An 18342-nucleotide genomic window follows, 5' to 3' on the forward strand; every position below is an offset into this window, starting at 1 on the left:
TTAATGATGCGTTTCCATTACTTCTATTTTGCCATGTTTTCTTAATTCATATTCCTTTTGCATTAAAAATATCAATGGTGTTACCAGAAGAATATGCGTTGATGAAGTCAGTACACCACCAATCATCGGTAGTACTATAGGTATCATAACATCACTTCCCACACCGGTACTCCAAAGAATGGGAACTAAACCAAATAAGGAGACACTAACCGTCATCAACTTTGGCCTTAGCCTTTTGGCAGCGCCTGCTATTACGTATTCTTTTAAATCAGCTTTGGTAATTGTCTCCCGGGAATTCCCTTTTTTAGCAACTAATTGCTGCATCGCATCGTTTAGGTAAATTACCATTACAATCCCTGTTTCTACTGCTAAACCAAACAATGCAATAAAGCCAACTGATACAGCTACCGAAAGATTCACTCCCCAGAAATAGACAAAATAGGCTCCGCCAATCAGGGCAAAAGGAATAGAGATAAGGCTAAAGAAGGCCTCCCTTGCAGAATGAAAGGCAAAATACATGCACATAAAAATGATTACCAATACAATGGGCAATATCATTTTTAGTGTTTTTTCACCACGTATCAGGTTTTCATAATTACCACTCCAGTTGAGATAATAACCTTTCGGCATTTTTGTAATCATGGCGCTCAGTTTTTTTTGTGCTTCCTCTACGGTACTGGCCAAATCTCTTTCTCTTACATTAAAAAGCACAGTTCCTCTAAGCATAGCATTTTCTGAATTAATCATAGGAGGGCCTTCGGTAATTTTTACATCCGCCACTGCTTCCAGCGGTATGGGGCCATAGCTCATTGTTTGCACCTGCAATCTTTTTAGTGCCTGGATGTTATTACGGAAATCCTGGGCAAAACGTGCATTCACAGAAAAACGCTGGCGGCCTTCAATGGTAGTGGTAAGGCGCATACCGCCCAGTGCACTTTCTACCACCGCATTTACATCGTCAATGCTTAATCCGTATCTTCCAATTTCTTCCCGCTTTATGGCTATATCAATATATTTACCACCGCTTATGGGTTCTACATACAAATCTTTAACGCCCGGGGTACCTCTTAGTGCTTTCTCTACCTGTTGTGCAAAGGCATAAATAGTATCTAAATTCTGGCCAAACACTTTAATTCCAACATCGGTACGGATACCTGTTGAAAGCATGTTGATGCGATTAATTATAGGCTGTGTCCAGCCATTTACAACGCCGGGTATCTGTAGTTTTCTATTCAATTCATTGATAATACTGTCTTTTGTGAAACCTTTCCTCCATTCCTTTCTTGGCTTTAGCATAATAATTGTTTCTACCATGCTGATGGGGGAATTATCAGTTGCGGTATACGCCCTTCCCGCTTTACCCATTACATGCGCTACCTCTGGTACAGTAGTAATAATCTTGTCCTGAACCTGTAATAAACGCTTAGCTTCTGAATTGGAAACATCAGGCATCATTACCGGCATAAATAACAATGACCCTTCATCCAGCGGTGGCATAAACTCACGGCCAAGCCCCATAACCAGCGGAACACTTATTATTAATGCTGCTATATTTACACCAAGTGTCACCCATTTTCTTTTAATACAGGCACGAATAACGGGCTCATAAATTCGTTCAAGTACCCGGTTTACCGGATTAGCATTGTCTGGTAAAAACTTACCTTTCATAAAAAAAGAAATAAGCACCGGGGCCAGCGTTAGTACCAATATTGCATCTACCGCCAGGATAAATGTTTTAGTATAAGCCAGGGGATGAAATAATTTTCCTTCCTGCCCTGTCAAAAGAAATACAGGCAGAAAAGAAGCAATAATAATAATGGTAGAAAAGAATACCCCCCTGGATACCTGTTGGCATGCACGCTCTATGATTGACATTCTAATGTCCTCGGGAATTTCCCGGTAGGCAGGTTTACCTTTTTTGCTGAAACGGTTTTTTAATTTTCTAAATAAATTCATACGATTAACTTTTTTCAGGGTGATTATTATTTTGCCATTCAGAAAGCTGGCGATAACTATTTTCGGACATAATAATTCCATTATCCACTATAACGCCAATGGCTAATGCAATACCAGTTAAAGACATTAAATTTGATGACAGGCCAAATGCATTTAACAGGATAAAACTGATGGCAATTGTCAGGGGAATTTGAATAATAATGCTCAAGGCACTGCGCCAGTGAAAAAGAAAAATCAACACGACCAAACACACCACAATTATTTCCTCTATTAATTTTCCCCGTACTGTTTCAATAGCCGCTTCTATTAGTCCGCTCCTGTCATAGGAAGTTTTAAAAGACACACCTGGCGGAAGTCCTTTTTCCACCTCCTTCATTTTTTCTTTAACAGCTTGTATTACCTTATCAGCATTTTGTCCATATCGCATTACTATTATTCCGCCTACCACTTCACCTTTTCCATTCTCGTCAAAAATGCCTAATCGTAAATCTCCACCCATTTGTACACTGCCTAGATCTTTTACTCTTACAGGGATTCCATTGTATTGCCCTAATGAAATATTCTCCACGTCTTCTTTGTTTTTAATATAACCCAATCCACGAATTACATAGGCCATATCGCTCATTTCAAATTTTCGTCCGCCCACATCATTGTTGTTGGCTTTTACTTTATTCATAACATCCATTAATGAAATATTATAAAACTGCAACTTCACCGGATCTAATACAATCTGGTACTGCTTTTCAAAACCGCCAAATGATGCAACTTCGGCAACACCGGGCACCGTCTGTAATGCAAACTTTATATACCAGTCCTGCAAGGCCCGTTGCTCACCTAAATCCATTTTGGGTGCGTCAAGGTGGTACCAGAAAACATGTCCTACTCCTGTACCATCAGGACCTAATGCAGGAGTAATTCCCGGAGGTAATAACCGCTGTGCATAGTTTAATCGTTCCAATACACGGGTTCGGGCCCAATAGATGTCAACATTATCTTCAAAAATTACATACACAAAACTCATCCCGAACATGGATGTACCTCTTATGTTCTTTATACGGGGAATACCCTGGAGATTAGATACCAGCGGATAAGTAATCTGATCTTCCATCAACTGCGGGCTGCGGCCCATCCATTCTGTAAAAACAATGACCTGATTTTCCGATAAATCCGGTATGGCATCAATCGGATTTTCTTTAACTGAATTAAACCCCCAGGCAAAAAGCACGGCCGCCATAAGCAGGACCATATACCGGTTTCGTAAAGCAAATCTTATAAGACCTTGTACCATAATTTGATTGAGTTTTAATGTTATTTAAATGAGCTTCGACCGGTATAAACCAATTTTAGTAAATTACAATTTATTACTGATTAAAAATGCAGCAGCAAATGCAAGAATGGAATACAATTCAGGGAATACAGCAAGTATCATCGTTTTGCCAAACACATCATTGCCCGAAGCGATTTCTGCAATGCCGTGAGCACAAACCTGACCTTGCTTGATGGCAGCAAAGGGCGCAACAATTCCCATAATTAATCCAGCCCCCAATACTGCTGTTGCAGTAAGAGGCTCAATAGTTGGAGTAAAAATTGCTTTTTGATAAAAAATAAAAAATGCAGCAAAGCCAAACAATCCATGTGTGCCGGAAAGTGCACTAAGTAGCATATAATTTCCAAAAGCATCACCTTTCTTTTTTAAAGCACCTATGGTAGCATTAGCGCCGATTGAAACCCCAATTGCACTTCCTACCCCCGGAAGAATTATCATTAAAGCAAGACCCAATTGAGCAATAAATAAGTTTGTCATAAATATTTTTTTTAATTTGAAATAATTGCAAATGGTTTATATGGATTTCCGCCTCCGGTAAATCCAGCATTTTTATAAAATTCAACAAACGTGAGGCGCATGGTATGCACGAAAGCACCCAGCGAAGCCACGAAGAGATTTAATGTGTGCCCAAAAACCAGTACTATGAGAAAAAGGACAGGCCCGATGTATGACACTTTTTCAATTTGCCATGCGATGCTGTTAATGACCAGGGCGAGGATGGCGCTTGAAACTCCAAGTGCAAAAAGACGGATATAAGAAAGCACATCACCCATCAGACCTGTGATACTAAACAATTCCCAAATTCCTGTGCCAATGCCTTTAAAAAAACCTGCTTCCGGATCGGCAAAAAATATAATTAAAGCCAGCCCGATATAAATGTCAACATGGGAATACAAAGGCAGAATTTTAAAGTAAAACATGTTGAGCAAATGGAGGACAATCATTATCCACCCTACTTGAGGAAGACCGTATTTGAAACCGAATTTTACCATCTTATTTAGCCCCTGCAATGCCATACCGAATAGAATCTGCACGAAACCGATGGCAATGGCAAGGGTAAAAATCTGTTTGTCCCGAAGGAATAACTCTTTTGAAAAAGAAAGACCTGGAAACTCAGCAATAGAAACTCCGAAAATATTTCCTGTGAGTAGCCCGAAGAAAAATGTAATGACACCGAGTAGTTGAGCAAGGGAGAGATATGATTTTTTAATTTTCGGTTTACCCAAAAATTTTATAACAGTTGCACCTATAAGTAATATCAATCCATAACCGGCATCGTTCATCCCGAAACCGAAAAACAGTGCAAAGAATGGAGCGAAGAAAACCGTAAGGTCCAGATCTTTATAAGTTGGCAGCGAGAACAGACTGCCTATCGGTTCAAATAGACGGCTGAACCAGTTATTGTGCAACAGTATTGGCGGGTTATCAGAAAACCGTGAACGTTTTTTAATATAAACAATTCCTTTTCTGTCCAGAAATTCGGAAAATATTTTTTTCTGAGGCCGCGGAACAAAACCTTCAAGAATTTTTATTTTGCCATCGGCTGCATCCTGCGTATTTTTTATCACACGGTTTAACTCATACGCTTCATAGAGTTCGTTTTTTCTTTTTTGTAATGAAGGCAGATATGCAGATGCATATTGTTCGATAGTTTTTTTCAAATCTTCAGTAACTACTTCCTCTACTTTTTCTTTTACTTGTTTTATGTGTTCCAAAACTTCAGGAATTGTTTTTCCTTCATCAGTTGATGGCACATTATCTTCCGGTTTATGAGCAAGAAGTAATTCAATGGCATCATCTATCTCAGTGATCATTTGCCAGCGCTGTGTTTGCTCCGCATCTTCATTTTTGTTCTTTTCAGCCACATGAAAAACGCCCATCTTTCTAAGCTCTGGCAAAAAAGTATCATAATCCCCGTGGAAGATAAGCATTGAAAATTCTGTCATCGGTACAATCATGTCTGGTAATTTTAGATGGATAAAATCCTTTTCTTCATTATTTTTTGTGTTGCCTTACCCAAACTTTCTTCATCATTCATAAACTTTTTAATTTTTGAAATAGCAGTGAGATATTCCGGTACCTGTACTTTCTCATACAGATTAACCTTCTGTGTGGTTTTCTTTCTTGCCACATCTAATAATGCTGTCCTGATGCTCAATAATTCCTTCTCGATGGAAAGTCGTATCAATTCTTTCAGCAAAGCAATTCCGTCAGAGACCCAGAGTGGCTGGTTGAACAGACAAAGTGGTTTTAATTCAAAATCTACGTTTTCAAACTGCGGTGTTTTTACTCCGGCAATATTTTTTATACTTGTTTTTACTTCGCTTACCGTTATTACTTCCTGCGGAAATTCCCGCCACAGTATGTTCATGTATTCATACTGTTTGATTTTGCTTCCAATACTCCGCTCCAGTTCAACCTCTTTCCTTTTTGCTTTTTCCGCTTCAGTTCGCAGGATGGCTTCCTTGTATTTAATTACCGGTAACGCATCCATGCGTACTTTCAGTTGTTTCTGCATCTCCTGCAATGAAATTTTATTGTATTGAAATTTTATTGCCATTTCACTTCTGTTTTATTGCGTTGTTTAAATGAAGTGTTTGCCGGGTTCGTATTTTCATCCATGGAAGAACTTTCTTCTTCCATCTTGGTTTCTTTCTCCCAATATTGTTCAATATATTTTTTGCGGATGCCGAGTTCTTCAGCCTGAAAATTTCTTCTGAATAAATTCCAGGTAATGTTCAGCATCTTCGTTATATCCACATTAATGTCAATGGCAAGTAATTGCTGCGCATACTCTTTTGCAAATTTCAGGGTCCTTCTATCATAGTCGCTTAAATCAAAACCGTTTTCCAGTTTTGTTTTTGCGTTAGCCGCATCCGCATACAAACGAATAGCCGCATTCATCACCTGCGGATGGTCTTCTCTTGTTTGCTTTCCAATCACGAGCTGTTTCAACCTTGATAAACTGCGGAACGGGTCAATAATTACTTTTCCAATTTCGGTATCTCTTCTTAAAAATAATTGTCCTTCTGTGATGTAACCCGTATTATCAGGGATTGCATGTGTAATGTCGCCTTCTGAAATGGTGGTCACAGAAATGATAGTGATCGAACCGCCCGAATGAAGTTGTACGGATTTCTCATAAATTTTCGCAAGGTCGCTGTACAATGAGCCAGGCATACTGTCTTTAGAAGGTATCTGATCCATGCGATTGGCTACTATGCTGAGTGCATCGCAATACAATGTCATGTCTGTGAGCAACACAAGCACTTTTTCATTTTTGTCTATAGCAAAATATTCTGCGGCAGACAAGGCCATATCTGGAATAAGCAAACGTTCTACAGTAGGATCTTCAGTGGTATTGATAAAGCCGATAATTTTTTCCGGCATATCTGTATTCACAAAAAGATTTCTGAAATACAGGTAATCATCATTTGAAAGTCCGATGCCACCAAGAATAATGCGATCAGCATTGGATCGGAGCGCTACAAGAGCAATAACAGCATTATACGGCTGGTCGGTATCAGCGAAGAATGGAATTTTTTGCCCGGCAAGCAATGTGTTGTTCAAGTCAATTCCTGCAATACCTGTTTCTATCAAATCAAAAGGCTGCTTTCTTCTCACAGGATTTATTGACGGCCCGCCAATCTCCACTTCTTTTCCATGTGGAGTATATTTTCCATCAATCGGCTCACCGTAGGCATTAAAAAACCTTCCACCCAATTCATCACTTACTTTCAATGATGGCGCTTTACCAAGGAACACAACTTCGGCATCTGTTTTAATCCCCTCTGTCCCTTCAAATACCTGCAGCGTGACCTGTCTGGCATTTAATTTTATCACCTGTGCGGATTTACCATCAACCAATGCCATCTCTTCGCAACCCACTCCTGTGGCTTCAAGTGTGCAGGTGGCCTTGGTTATTTGAATAACCCGTGTATAAATTTTTTTAAACGGTAACGTTTCCATTTGTTTGTTTTCTTTCATTTAAAATTGTATCCAATTGGCTATTGAAGTTTTTAAATTCTTCTGATTGAAATGCTGAGTAATTGATTTGCTTCCATGCATTAATAATAGCCCTGAAGTAAATGCCGACTTCTTCATAAGCGGAAAAGCGAAACGATGTTTCGCAGATTTCAGCAATTTTGTTCTGCATATACTTTAACCGTTCGAGGGAAGTGAAACCATCCACGCTGTCAAATGCATCCTGCTGGAGAATGACAAAATCTATCAACTCCGACTTCCAGAATGTTTCATGATAATCAACCGGAACATTATCATCACCCAGGATGCTTATCTGCTCCATTGCTTCACGGCCTTTGAATAACCGGTCTTTCATTTTCACTACTTCGGCTTTCCAGTTTTGTGCAATGGTCTGCTGCATGTAGGTGATAAGTTCTGGATAGTCGAGAAATTTGGAATAGCTTTCAATGGCATCAATGGCCGGATATCGTTTACTGTCTGCACGATGCTGCGACAATGCATAAAAACTATGCGCGGCTTTTTTAGTGGATTCTGTTACCGGCTCTTTTAAATTTCCACCTGCCGGAGACACCGTGCCGATAAATGTAATACTGCCATCTGTACCGTTCACTAATTTTACCTGGCCAGCCCGTGCATAAAAACCGGAAACCACTGCAGGCAGATCCATGGGGTAGGCATCAGGCCCCGGAAGTTCTTCCATACGATTTGATATTTCTCTTAATGCCTGTGCCCACCTGGAAGTACTGTCAGCAAGTACCAAAACTTTTAATCCCATCGCACGGTAATATTCTGCAATTGTCATCCCGGTATAAACAGATGCCTGACGTGATGCAACGGGCATATTGGAAGTATTGGCAATGATAACGGTTCTGTCTATGAGTTTTCCACCTGTCTGAGGATCGTCAAGTTGTGGAAATTCTGTGAAGATTTCAACAATCTCATTGGCACGCTCGCCGCAGGCAATCACCACAACCACATCTACTTTTGCTTGCCGTGCAATGGCGTGTTGCAGCACGGTTTTACCGCTACCGAAAGGACCGGGAATAAATCCGGTTCCCCCCTCAGCCATCGGATTCATCATATCAATAATCCTTATCCCTGTTTCCAATAATTTATATGGCCTTATCTTTTCTTTATAACCTTTCAATGTCTTTATCACGGGCCATTTCTGCAGCATTGTTACTGCTGTTTCATTGCCCTTTTTATCTTCGAGTATGGCAATTGTATCTGTCAATTTATAACTTCCTGCGGCTACAATTTTCTTTACACTAAATTCTCCGTCGAGTATGAATGGCACCATTATTTTATGTGGGATGTTTTTTTCTTTCACTTCACCCAGCCAGCTTGCTGCAACAACCATATCACCATTCTTTACGAGAGGGATAAAATTCCATTCACTATCCGTATCCAATGCATCTGTGTAAGTACCACGGTTAAGGAAAATATTTTCAATCTTATCCAAATCATTTTGCAGGCCATCATATTTTTTTGAGAGTATACCGGGCCCGAGGCTTACTTCAAGCAGGTGTCCCTGGAAAACTACATTATCACCCACTTTCATTCCCCTTGTACTTTCAAATACCTGTACGTATGCATCATCTCCAACAGTTTTAATAACTTCTGCTTTCAGAAATATTTCGCCAAGCTGAATGTGACAAATTTCATTCTGCGCCACAGCACCATCTGCTGCCACGATTACGAGGTTTGAAACAATTGCTTTTACTTTTCCTGTTCTCATTTCTTTTAATTTTCTGTTACAGGCATTTTAATTTTTTCTGTAAATGAATGGAGCATGGATGGAAGAAAATCTTTTCCTGTTTCCTGTTTCAGCATGTCCCATCTTTCAATTATCATCAGTTTACTGATAAAACTTAAAATGGCTTCTATTGTGAAATAATTGAAGAAAGTTATTTCTTCAAGTTTCTTCCATCGCAGCGCATCAATTTTCTTTTCACGTTCAATTAAATTTTCCGTATCAATAATTTTCATGGTCTGGTTCATAAAATCAATGGATGGCTGAGTGGCGAAATCGGCAGCAGGACTTTCTTTCATTAGTGCTGCCATTTCATTTACATCCATAATAATTTCAGAAAAAGGAAGTGGTTGTTTCCTGTTGCACATCACAAGGAGCAGGTTCTTTAAGTTTAATTCGAATTCCATCCATTGTTTTAAAAAGTGATTTTTAGTTTCCATTGCTTCTCTGAAATAAGTTTCGATGAGCTTGACTTCCCATTCAGCTTCGGAAAACCGGTCTTTATTTTCTTCGAATAAGAATATAAAATCATTCATGTAACCGGGCAACGGATGATTTCCTTCAATCCCTTTTTTCAACTCCTGCATAGTATAGCAGCCTTCGTAATGCGGCAGACTATTTTTATTGAACAAGATGTTAAGGAGATTGTGATTATCTCTTTCATAATACAGCCAGCATAGCAGCTCAAAATCCACCTTACTTATTTTATTTTTTATGTCATATAAGAATGCCTTTGAAGTGAACGGCAAATGTGTGTCCGTTAGAGCAAGACCAGGCAAGCCGGCGATTAAATAAAAATATTGTTGCTTACTCATGGATGGTTTCTTTTATTCCATAAATCCATTCAACTGTTTTTTTTCGCAAATATCCTTTGAAGAAATTTTCAAACTCTTCACCGGAAAAATTCACGTAATAATTTTCGTTTTTAACTCCAATCCTAAACCCACTTTTAATTTTATTTTCAACTACGATTTCCAGTTCAGTTGCCAATTCTTTTTTTATACGCTGCTCAAAAAAATCCTGCAATTGTTGCCCGTCGTCTTTATTTAACAATAATTCAAATTGAAAATCTTTATCAGCGAGTTCCCATTTTTGCAGAACCGTTAAAATTATTTTTTGCAGAAATGTTGTTTCGTTTAATGTTTCGCTGATACCCTGCGATACAATCCTGTTACTGATTACAGCAGCAAGTTCATCTTTGATGGTATTCACCGTTTGCTGTGCAACTGCTTTGAGTTCACTGTTTAAATTTTCACGTATGCGTTTTACTTCATTTGCTGATTGGGCTTCCATTCCTGCAATCCGTTGTTCTGTTTCCTTCAGCAATTCATCAGACTGCCGCTTTGCCTCAGCAATAATTTGCTGCGCTTCCTTATTCGCTTTTTCAATCCCTTCATCATACACTTGTTTTACAAGCGAATTAAGATTGGGGTTTAAATAATCATTCATCCTTTTTACATTTTAATGACAATGTATTTATCTATGCAGTTGATTTAATAGCTGAATCATTGACCTAAGGACGATTCAGCAAAAAAAGCCGGAAATCGTTTCCACCACCTTCTTCTCAGAGCACAGGGAATAAAAACATTTTTGTCCTTCCTGTAACCTCCTGACAACACCTGCATTTTTCAATATATTCAGGTGTCTTGACGCAATCGGTTGTTGCATGCTCAGTTTTTCGTAAATTATCTTCACTGCAAGCCTCTTCTCACTGTTTTTACATAACAGTCCCAATATCGCCAGTCTGTCGGGGTGGGCTACCGCCTTTAATATTTCTGCCATGGTTATCATATCTTCTTTTTTAAAAATTTTATCTTTCTGCTTCACCGTAGTTTGTCGTTTCAGTAAAGGTCTATGGTAAGTAGTATAGGAACTATGATTCTTATTATCTCAGTAGAAGATTTTGGTCATACACATATACACATAGTTATATTCATGAAAAAAAATAGACTTTTGTTCTTTATGGCAATATATTTTACCGAAGACTTAATTAAATTCAAACCAATACATTACCATGGTAAGAGGATGAATCAGAAAATAGAAAATGAACACCCCGACAGGAACAGTGTATGCAGCATCATGACTTTGTTAACTGTACAATAAGAATAAAATAAGTTCAGGCGGATGTTCATTTTAAAATATTAAATTCATTACAGGCACTATTATTTATCTGCTATTTCCAAAACATATCTTCCTTCAATCTCTCCTTTTTTCATCTCATCAAACACAGTATTAATATCCTCCAGTTTAGCAGCATGAACGGTCGCTTTTACCTTGCCTTCAACTGCAAATGCAATGGCTTCCTGCATGTCTTTCCGGGTGCCTACTATTGAACCCCTGACTGTATAGCGGTTCAATACAGTTTCAAAAATGGGCAGGTCAAAGCTTCCTGGAGGTAGTCCATTCAGGGAAATAGTTCCTTTACGTCTTAATACTGAAATCCCTTGTTTAAAAGCGATCGGTGACACAGCAGTCACAAGCACTCCATGCATTCCACCGGTTTCCTTTTTTAAAAAAGTTCCCGGATCTGTTTGCTTTGCATTTACTGTAATATCCGCACCGAGTTTCCTTGCCAGGGCTAACTTATCTTCTGCAATGTCAATAGCAGCCACATGAAGGCCCATTGCCTTGGCATATTGCACGGCCAGATGACCTAAACCACCGATGCCCGAAATAGCCACCCATTCACCAGGTTTTGTATCAGTTTCTTTTAATCCTTTGTAAACAGTTACTCCTGCACAAATGATGGGGGCGATGTCGAGGAAATTGATATTTGCAGGAAAATGTGCAACATAACGGGCATCTGCAATTACATATTCAGCGTAGCCACCATTTACACTATAGCCCCCGTTTTGCTGACTTTCACAAAGTGTTTCCCAACCCGTGATACAGAATTCGCAACAGCCGCAGGCACTGTGTAACCAGGGTACACCCACAATGTCTCCTTCCTTTACATTTTTAACTTCACGACCGAGAGCAACAACATATCCTACCGCTTCATGCCCGGGTATTAATGGAAGTTTGGGTTTTATAGGCCAATCCCCATTGCAGGCATGCAAATCAGTATGGCAAACGCCACAGGTTATCACTTTTACAAGAATTTGATTTTCGCCCGGTTCATTTACCGGCATTTCTTCTATATGCAATGGCCCGCCAAATTCACGAACGACTGCTGCCTTCATTTTTTTTGGTAACATATTTTAGCTTTTAATGATGACTAATATTTTACGAATGTTCTTTAAAACCTATTGATTTTTTATTCTATGCCCATTGTAATTGCTGCTATCAAACTTTTGTTACATCGGACGCTTGTACGCTATGGAACATTGTCACTCAGCTATCAAATAATTCCATTAACTCCATCATTTCCTTATCCACTTCATGTTGCTTCACTACCTTTTCAAAAGGCGTTAACTGCAGGCGGTTGTTTATGATGCCTGCCATTTTATTTTTTTCGCCCTGGAGCAATGCCTTAACGGCAAATACACCCAGCCGTATGCCCAGCATCCTGTCCATAGCAGATGGATGTCCTCCCCGCTGTATATGGCCCAGCACCGTTACCCTTATATCGTATTGCGTATCCATTTTTTTGATTTTTTCTGCAAGCAAGTTTGCTCCCACTTCATCGCCTTCTGCTACTACAATAATCATCGCTTCCTTGCGGTGCCTGCAGATAATTTTTTTCATCAACCAATCCATATCTGCAGAAGTTTCAGGGATAAGGATACCATCGGCACCCGCACCAAGTCCCGTGCTTAATGCAATGTATCCTGCATCACGGCCCATTACTTCCACGATAAATATGCGTTCATGCGAAGCAGCAGTATCTCTTATTTTATCAATACATTCAACAGCATTGTTCACCGCCGTATCAAAGCCAAGCGTATAGTCTGTTCCGTACAAATCGTTATCAATAGTGCCCGGTATGCCTATACATGGCAGGCTGCAGATTTCAGAAAATGCCAGTAAACCACGGAATGTTCCATCTCCGCCAACAGCTATCATTGCATCAATATTATTTGCTGTAAGCTGTTGCATAGCCTGTTTTCTATATTCCGGCTGCAGGAACCTTTGGCAGCGGGCCGATTTTAAAATGGTACCACCTTTATGTACAATATTTTTTACTATATCTTCATTGAGGTTTATGAAGGCGCCATCTATCATGCCGTCATATCCGTTCATGATACCCGCTACCTGTATATTATGAGTCATACTTTCTTTTGCAATGGCTGCGATGGCCGCATTCATTCCGGGGGAATCGCCGCCGGAAGTAAACACTGCAATTTTTTTAATATTTGTGTCCATGAATTATGTTTATAAACAGATAAATGTTTTGTATTCGTGTCCTCATTTCGCCATAACTCTGAGTTAAGGCTTGATGATTTTTGATGCAGCCGCAGAAACCTATTTTTTATCCATAGAATCCATCATCTGAAGTTTATTATGGGTTGTACTATCCATTTGGGTGCTATCCATTTTCATATTGTCCATTTTCATTTCGTCTCGTTTCATTTCTTTAGACTGATTACTGTCTAATGACTGATTGCTGCAGGAAGCAACAATAATTAGCGCTGCTATTCCCAATAAATAATTTATTTTTTTCATTTTATATAAATTTATTTGTTTAATAATTTTTAAGAATGACCAGTTGCATTGGTTTTAAATACAGTTTTATATAACACACAGGATTGGCCGGGTCTTCTGAATGCAGTATCTCCACATTAGTTTTAAGACCGTATACAGGTTTCATCCATTTGTGGTTTCGGTTTAACTGACAATCCACCAAAATATGTTCTTCCTTTACATCGCTGGTTGACGAATTAAATACGAATACAACTTCCTGGTCATACAATATTCTTGAAAAAGCCAGGAGACATTTGTGGCACTCAGGTAAATGAAACGGGCTACCATCTTTTGAGGTTTCCCGCATGAACATTCTGCCAAATTTCAACACATTGCTTTCATTCCTGAATTGTGCAATGGAGGCGACTGCTTTATAAATTTCTGATTGTTCATTCAGTACATTGGTAGTTTTATCATTTGGATTGAACATGCATTCCCTGATGTAGCGGTCGCCTTTGCCGCATCCATCCAGCCCCTGCTCCGTTCCATAATAAATACAAGGAGTGCCTAAAGCACAGAGAAGAAATGCAGCGCCGGCAATAATCTGTTTCGGCTCAGCATCGTAACCAAAACGGCGTTTGAAATCATCCCCAATCTGGTCATGATTGTCAAGAAAGGTCACCAGGAACTCGCCATACTCTCCCCGGTCAACCGCATTTTTTTGCAATTCAGCGTAGCGCTCAATCAGCTTCCCCGGGGAGTCTTTTCCTTTTATTACTCCTTCCAGTACGAAATGCAATTGAAAATCCAATACTGAGTTTAACCCAAAATAAATATTCTGATCATTATAAGTGGTGAGTGTTTTTGGACCAAGATAATTGCTGCACAGCGCATCAGCTCCTACCAATTCACCAAATAAAAAAAAGTTTTTTTTGCCGAGCGAATACGCATACTCTCTAACATAAGAACAAAACCTGCTGATAGATAGTGCTCCCATATGCTTTACGGCATCTAACCTAAAACCATCAATATCTAATTCCTTTATCCAGTAACAGTGAATGGCTGTTAATATTTTTTGAACATGAATGGCTTCCCTTGATTCGTCATTTTTAAAAGCTTTTAAATTAAAAAAATCTCCATCCCTTGTTTCAGGGTAATCATCAAAATTTCTTATCTGTCCTTTGCGGCCATAAAGGGCTGGGTTTCTTAATTCAATTGGAACAGGCCGGTCGGGATATCGCCATTCTCCAAATGGAAATTCTGTTCCTTCATGATAGTAATAGGGCTTCCCTTCCGGATAGTTCCAGTTATCCCCGGCATGATGTAATACAACATCGAGGAATACCCGCATATCATATTGATGCGCCTGGTCTACCAGTTCTTCAAGATCACCTTTTGTTCCAAAACGTTCATCTATCTCCAGATAATTTTCGATGGCGTAACCATGATAAGAATCGGGATTGTTTTTAAAAACAGGACTAAGCCAGATGGCTGTGCAACCAAGGTTTTTTATGTATGTAAGGTGACTGATGATACCCCTTAAAGTACCTCCGCACTGTCTGCCCAATTGCGCATCATCACCAAAACCAGGATGCCTTTCATCAAATTCAGTAGTATGTCTTTTATTGCTGTCATGAAACCTGTCTACCAGCAAAAAATAAATAAATTCCTCCCGCCATTCACGGTGACAATTTTTCCAGTATTTTTTGCCCTGTTTGGGAGACAGGTCAATATCTTTAATTGATTTCATAGAAACTGTGTTTAGAAATACTTTTAATTTTGTTTAATTCCAGATTGTTTTTTGCTTCGGCAAGCATTTTCTTCAAACACCATTTGCAATACCAATCAGCAAATAAAACTGACAGAATCTTGTAAAAAAGCAAGCCAGGTCTTTCGTATGTGATCGATAATTCAGCCTGCGTAACACCTCCTGGAATCGCCGTTATTACAAGTTTCATTTTGTACCAGGAATAAATTATTAGCCTGGCACTACCAATTGTTTCCCATATTTTTTCAATACCAGGAACCCATTTTGTCACTTCCACTGTAAAATCCATGTACATCCCCATCATTTTGCCTTTCCATTTATATCGTGACCCGACTCCTGTATGATTTTCTGTCAGATATACCAGATCTAATTTACCTCCCATCATCATCGAAGATGATTTTGTCATATGCATTCCGATAATCCCCAAATCATCAATACATTTAAAAACCTGATGCGGGGATGCATTATATACTTCAGCTTTTGTAATTGTTTTCATACAAATCAGTTTAATCGACAAAGCAGTTTTTGCATACTTCCTGTGCCAATAACTCATCAATGTAAATTCCGTTCGAAGGATGAGCTATTGTATTGCAGGTTATAACTTTTGCGGCACCTGCTTTTATTATTTTTTCATAGGCTTTTGATGCAAATACTGCGTGAGTTCCAATACAAACGGGCGGTTTCATCCCTGCCTTCTTTAAATGGCCAATTGTTTCTATCATAGTATTTCCTGTTGAAATAATATCATCTACCAATACAGGAATATGTTCTTTATATTTTTCTACCTGGGGCACAGAAACTTTTACATTTCTATCGCCTTTGCGGATTTTTTCCAGTATGATGTAAGGTGCATTTGCATCCGCAGCCACTTTACTTACCCATTGTTCACTTTCACTGTCCGGGCCTATTAATATAGGTTGTTGAATATTTTCATTAATCCATTTTGAAACAAGATGAGAAACATGTAATACAGAAGTGTGAATAGGATAAATTTCATTCAGAGAAGTACGCCGGTGTAAATGAGGGTCAATAGTGATGAGCTTATCAACAAATGAAGAAAGCAATTTGGCAAATAATTCAGAGCTGATGCATTCACCATCAGTAAATCTTTTATCCTGTCGCATATAAGCTAAGTAGGGTGCTATTAGTGTAACAGGAGAGGCCCTGAATTCCTTTAGAGTTTTTGCAAGAAAATAAAGTGGCAATATCTTATCATCAGGCTGATGAAGAGAACATACTATAATTGCTTCTTTTTCATAAACATCTGAATTTACTTTTATGTATGTTTCTCCATCAGGAAAATGACGAACAATAGCTTCTCCAGGGTTGGCATGGAGCAATTTTATTAAAGAATTAGCCAACACTTCATTACCGGGCATCGTAAATAGCACGCAGTTATTCATAACTAAGTTTTATTATTTGCTTTTCATTTTGTTTGTAATACTCATAAGCATATTCCAGCTCACCGGGTGAGTTTGCAAGAATTGTAAACAGTGGCTGTCCTTTGATGATTTGTTGATTGAGCCGGACTATAAAATCAATACCTGCTTCTTTTGCATCAGGAGCTCCGGAAAGCTTCGCTACTCTTGCAATACTCCGGTTATCAATTTCCGTAATGATACCAGAACATGATGATTCAATTATTCTGCAATATTTTGCCTCCTTAGGTTCATTAAAGCCACCCTGTGCCTCGCAAATGCTTATAAGTTTGCTGAATGCTTCTCCGCCGTCAATTTTTTTTATGACTAAATCCTCTGCCGCCTGTTCTTCCATATGCCACACCAACTTTACAATTTCCGCAGCAATTGTGACAGCCCTTTTCCGCAGGTCTTTTGGTGCTGCTGCAGCATTTTGCAATACAGCCAACACATCTCTTGCTTCTAATGAAGGGCCAATGCCATGACCTACCGGTTGTTCTCCGTTAGTGCATATTGTCTGTATATTCAATCCTATATAATCGGCCACTCTTTTTAAGCGTAGCGTCAAGGAGATAGCATCATCAACTGTTCGCACTTTTGCAGTAGCCCCAACGGGTATATCAATTATACAATGAGTGGCACCTGCCGCTGCTTTTTTTGACAGGATGGAGGCAATCATCTGGCCTTCGCTGTCTATGTCCAGTGCTTTTTCCACTTTAATAATAATATCATCAGCAGGACTTAGCTTCATGGCTCCGCCCCATACAATGCACCCATTTTCTTTTTCCACCACTTTACGCATCTGTGCCAGGCTTAGATTTACATTGGTTAGTACCTCCATTGTGTCGGCGGTGCCCGCGGGAGATGTGATGGCTCTTGATGATGTTTTAGGTATCATTATGCCCAGAGATGCGATAATGGGTACAACAATCATAGTAGTGCGGTTGCCGGGCAAACCACCAACGCAATGTTTATCTGCAATGATTTCATTTTTCCATTCCAATTTATTTCCTGCTTTTATCATTGCCTTTGTGAGATAACAGATTTCCTCCAGTTTCATATTGGTACCTGAACAAGCCGCTACAAATGTGGAAAGAAAAATATTGGAGTACTTTTCATCTGCTATATCCTGTATAATATTATCATATTCATCCTGATTCAATCTATTGCCATATAGCTTGGCCCGCACATTTCTCATTGACTGTAATGGCTTAGTATGGTCGACCTGTAATAAGTCATTATCCTGTACATTCAATTTTTGAACTGCACTTTTGGATAAACTTATTTCGCCTTCCTTTAATAAACCATCATTTATTATATTCAGCGCAGCAATTATTGTAACACCGTTAAGTGAAACAGAAAGCCTGGTTAGCGCCTGAAAACCTTCTGATTTGCATACATGACAACTTGCAGGCATAAATACTACCAGTTCCTGATTGGTATCAATACCGAGGTCTCTGAAAAGGAGTGAATGCTTTGTATGTTGCATATGTTGATTAACAACTTTCATTTTTATATTATTTCTTATTGATAAAAGAAAGGCCTGTATTGTGCTATCGCCTGAATGCTGTTT

General features: G+C 39.1%; 17 protein-coding genes. All 17 read right to left on the minus strand.

Features of this window, described 5'->3' with window-relative positions; genetic code table 11:
- Positions 1 to 1956, minus strand: a complete 1956-nt coding sequence (locus ACYVM0_RS11220; RefSeq protein ID WP_460557007.1) for an efflux RND transporter permease subunit — start codon at positions 1954 to 1956, stop codon at positions 1 to 3.
- Positions 1957 to 1960: 4 nt separating this feature from the next.
- Positions 1961 to 3244 carry an efflux RND transporter permease subunit gene (locus tag ACYVM0_RS11225; RefSeq protein ID WP_460557011.1) on the minus strand — a complete coding sequence of 428 codons (1284 nt, stop codon included), beginning with the start codon at positions 3242 to 3244 and terminating at the stop codon, positions 1961 to 1963.
- A 63-nt stretch (positions 3245 to 3307) separates the two neighbouring features.
- Positions 3308 to 3760, minus strand: coding sequence for a hypothetical protein (locus tag ACYVM0_RS11230; RefSeq protein WP_460557014.1), 453 nt, complete (start codon positions 3758 to 3760; stop codon positions 3308 to 3310).
- A gap of 11 nt (positions 3761 to 3771) precedes the next feature.
- Positions 3772 to 5241: a V-type ATP synthase subunit I gene (locus tag ACYVM0_RS11235; RefSeq protein WP_460557017.1), complete on the minus strand. Its 1470-nt coding sequence runs from the start codon at positions 5239 to 5241 to the stop codon at positions 3772 to 3774.
- A gap of 11 nt (positions 5242 to 5252) precedes the next feature.
- On the minus strand, positions 5253 to 5843 hold the full coding sequence (locus ACYVM0_RS11240) for a V-type ATP synthase subunit D (protein WP_460557020.1): 591 nt from the start codon (positions 5841 to 5843) through the stop codon (positions 5253 to 5255).
- Complete coding sequence (locus tag ACYVM0_RS11245; RefSeq protein WP_460557023.1) at positions 5834 to 7270, minus strand: V-type ATP synthase subunit B; 1437 nt, start codon at positions 7268 to 7270, stop codon at positions 5834 to 5836. Before ACYVM0_RS11245 ends, ACYVM0_RS11240 begins: the two co-directional genes overlap by 10 nt.
- Positions 7233 to 9005, minus strand: coding sequence for a V-type ATP synthase subunit A (locus ACYVM0_RS11250; protein ID WP_460557026.1), 1773 nt, complete (start codon positions 9003 to 9005; stop codon positions 7233 to 7235). Before ACYVM0_RS11250 ends, ACYVM0_RS11245 begins: the two co-directional genes overlap by 38 nt.
- Before the next feature lie 5 nt (positions 9006 to 9010).
- Positions 9011 to 9835, minus strand: a complete 825-nt coding sequence (locus ACYVM0_RS11255) for a DUF2764 family protein (protein WP_460557029.1) — start codon at positions 9833 to 9835, stop codon at positions 9011 to 9013.
- On the minus strand, positions 9828 to 10469 hold the full coding sequence (locus tag ACYVM0_RS11260; RefSeq protein ID WP_460557032.1) for a hypothetical protein: 642 nt from the start codon (positions 10467 to 10469) through the stop codon (positions 9828 to 9830). The genes ACYVM0_RS11255 and ACYVM0_RS11260 overlap by 8 nt, the downstream gene beginning before the upstream one ends.
- A 75-nt stretch (positions 10470 to 10544) precedes the next feature.
- Positions 10545 to 10847 carry an ArsR/SmtB family transcription factor gene (locus ACYVM0_RS11265; protein ID WP_460557035.1) on the minus strand — a complete coding sequence of 101 codons (303 nt, stop codon included), beginning with the start codon at positions 10845 to 10847 and terminating at the stop codon, positions 10545 to 10547.
- Between the two features lie 335 nt (positions 10848 to 11182).
- Positions 11183 to 12217 carry a zinc-dependent alcohol dehydrogenase gene (gene adhP, locus ACYVM0_RS11270; RefSeq protein WP_460557039.1) on the minus strand — a complete coding sequence of 345 codons (1035 nt, stop codon included), beginning with the start codon at positions 12215 to 12217 and terminating at the stop codon, positions 11183 to 11185.
- A 136-nt stretch (positions 12218 to 12353) separates the two neighbouring features.
- Positions 12354 to 13325: an ATP-dependent 6-phosphofructokinase gene (gene pfkA / locus ACYVM0_RS11275; protein ID WP_460557042.1), complete on the minus strand. Its 972-nt coding sequence runs from the start codon at positions 13323 to 13325 to the stop codon at positions 12354 to 12356.
- A gap of 99 nt (positions 13326 to 13424) precedes the next feature.
- Entirely contained in the window at positions 13425 to 13625 is a 201-nt protein-coding gene (locus tag ACYVM0_RS11280; RefSeq protein WP_460557045.1) for a hypothetical protein, read from the minus strand.
- Positions 13626 to 13644: 19 nt separating this feature from the next.
- On the minus strand, positions 13645 to 15333 hold the full coding sequence (locus ACYVM0_RS11285; RefSeq protein WP_460557048.1) for an alpha-amylase family protein: 1689 nt from the start codon (positions 15331 to 15333) through the stop codon (positions 13645 to 13647).
- On the minus strand, positions 15320 to 15847 hold the full coding sequence (locus ACYVM0_RS11290; protein WP_460557051.1) for an SRPBCC family protein: 528 nt from the start codon (positions 15845 to 15847) through the stop codon (positions 15320 to 15322). Before ACYVM0_RS11290 ends, ACYVM0_RS11285 begins: the two co-directional genes overlap by 14 nt.
- A gap of 10 nt (positions 15848 to 15857) precedes the next feature.
- The gene (locus tag ACYVM0_RS11295) at positions 15858 to 16754 is read right to left on the minus strand and encodes a ribose-phosphate pyrophosphokinase (protein WP_460557054.1); all 897 of its coding nucleotides are present in this window, start codon (positions 16752 to 16754) and stop codon (positions 15858 to 15860) included.
- A complete protein-coding gene (locus tag ACYVM0_RS11300; RefSeq protein ID WP_460557057.1) occupies positions 16747 to 18258 on the minus strand; it encodes a thymidine phosphorylase family protein in 1512 nt (503 codons plus the stop codon). Before ACYVM0_RS11300 ends, ACYVM0_RS11295 begins: the two co-directional genes overlap by 8 nt.
- Positions 18259 to 18342 lie beyond the last annotated feature (84 nt).

Source organism: Ferruginibacter profundus (genome assembly GCF_054783275.1).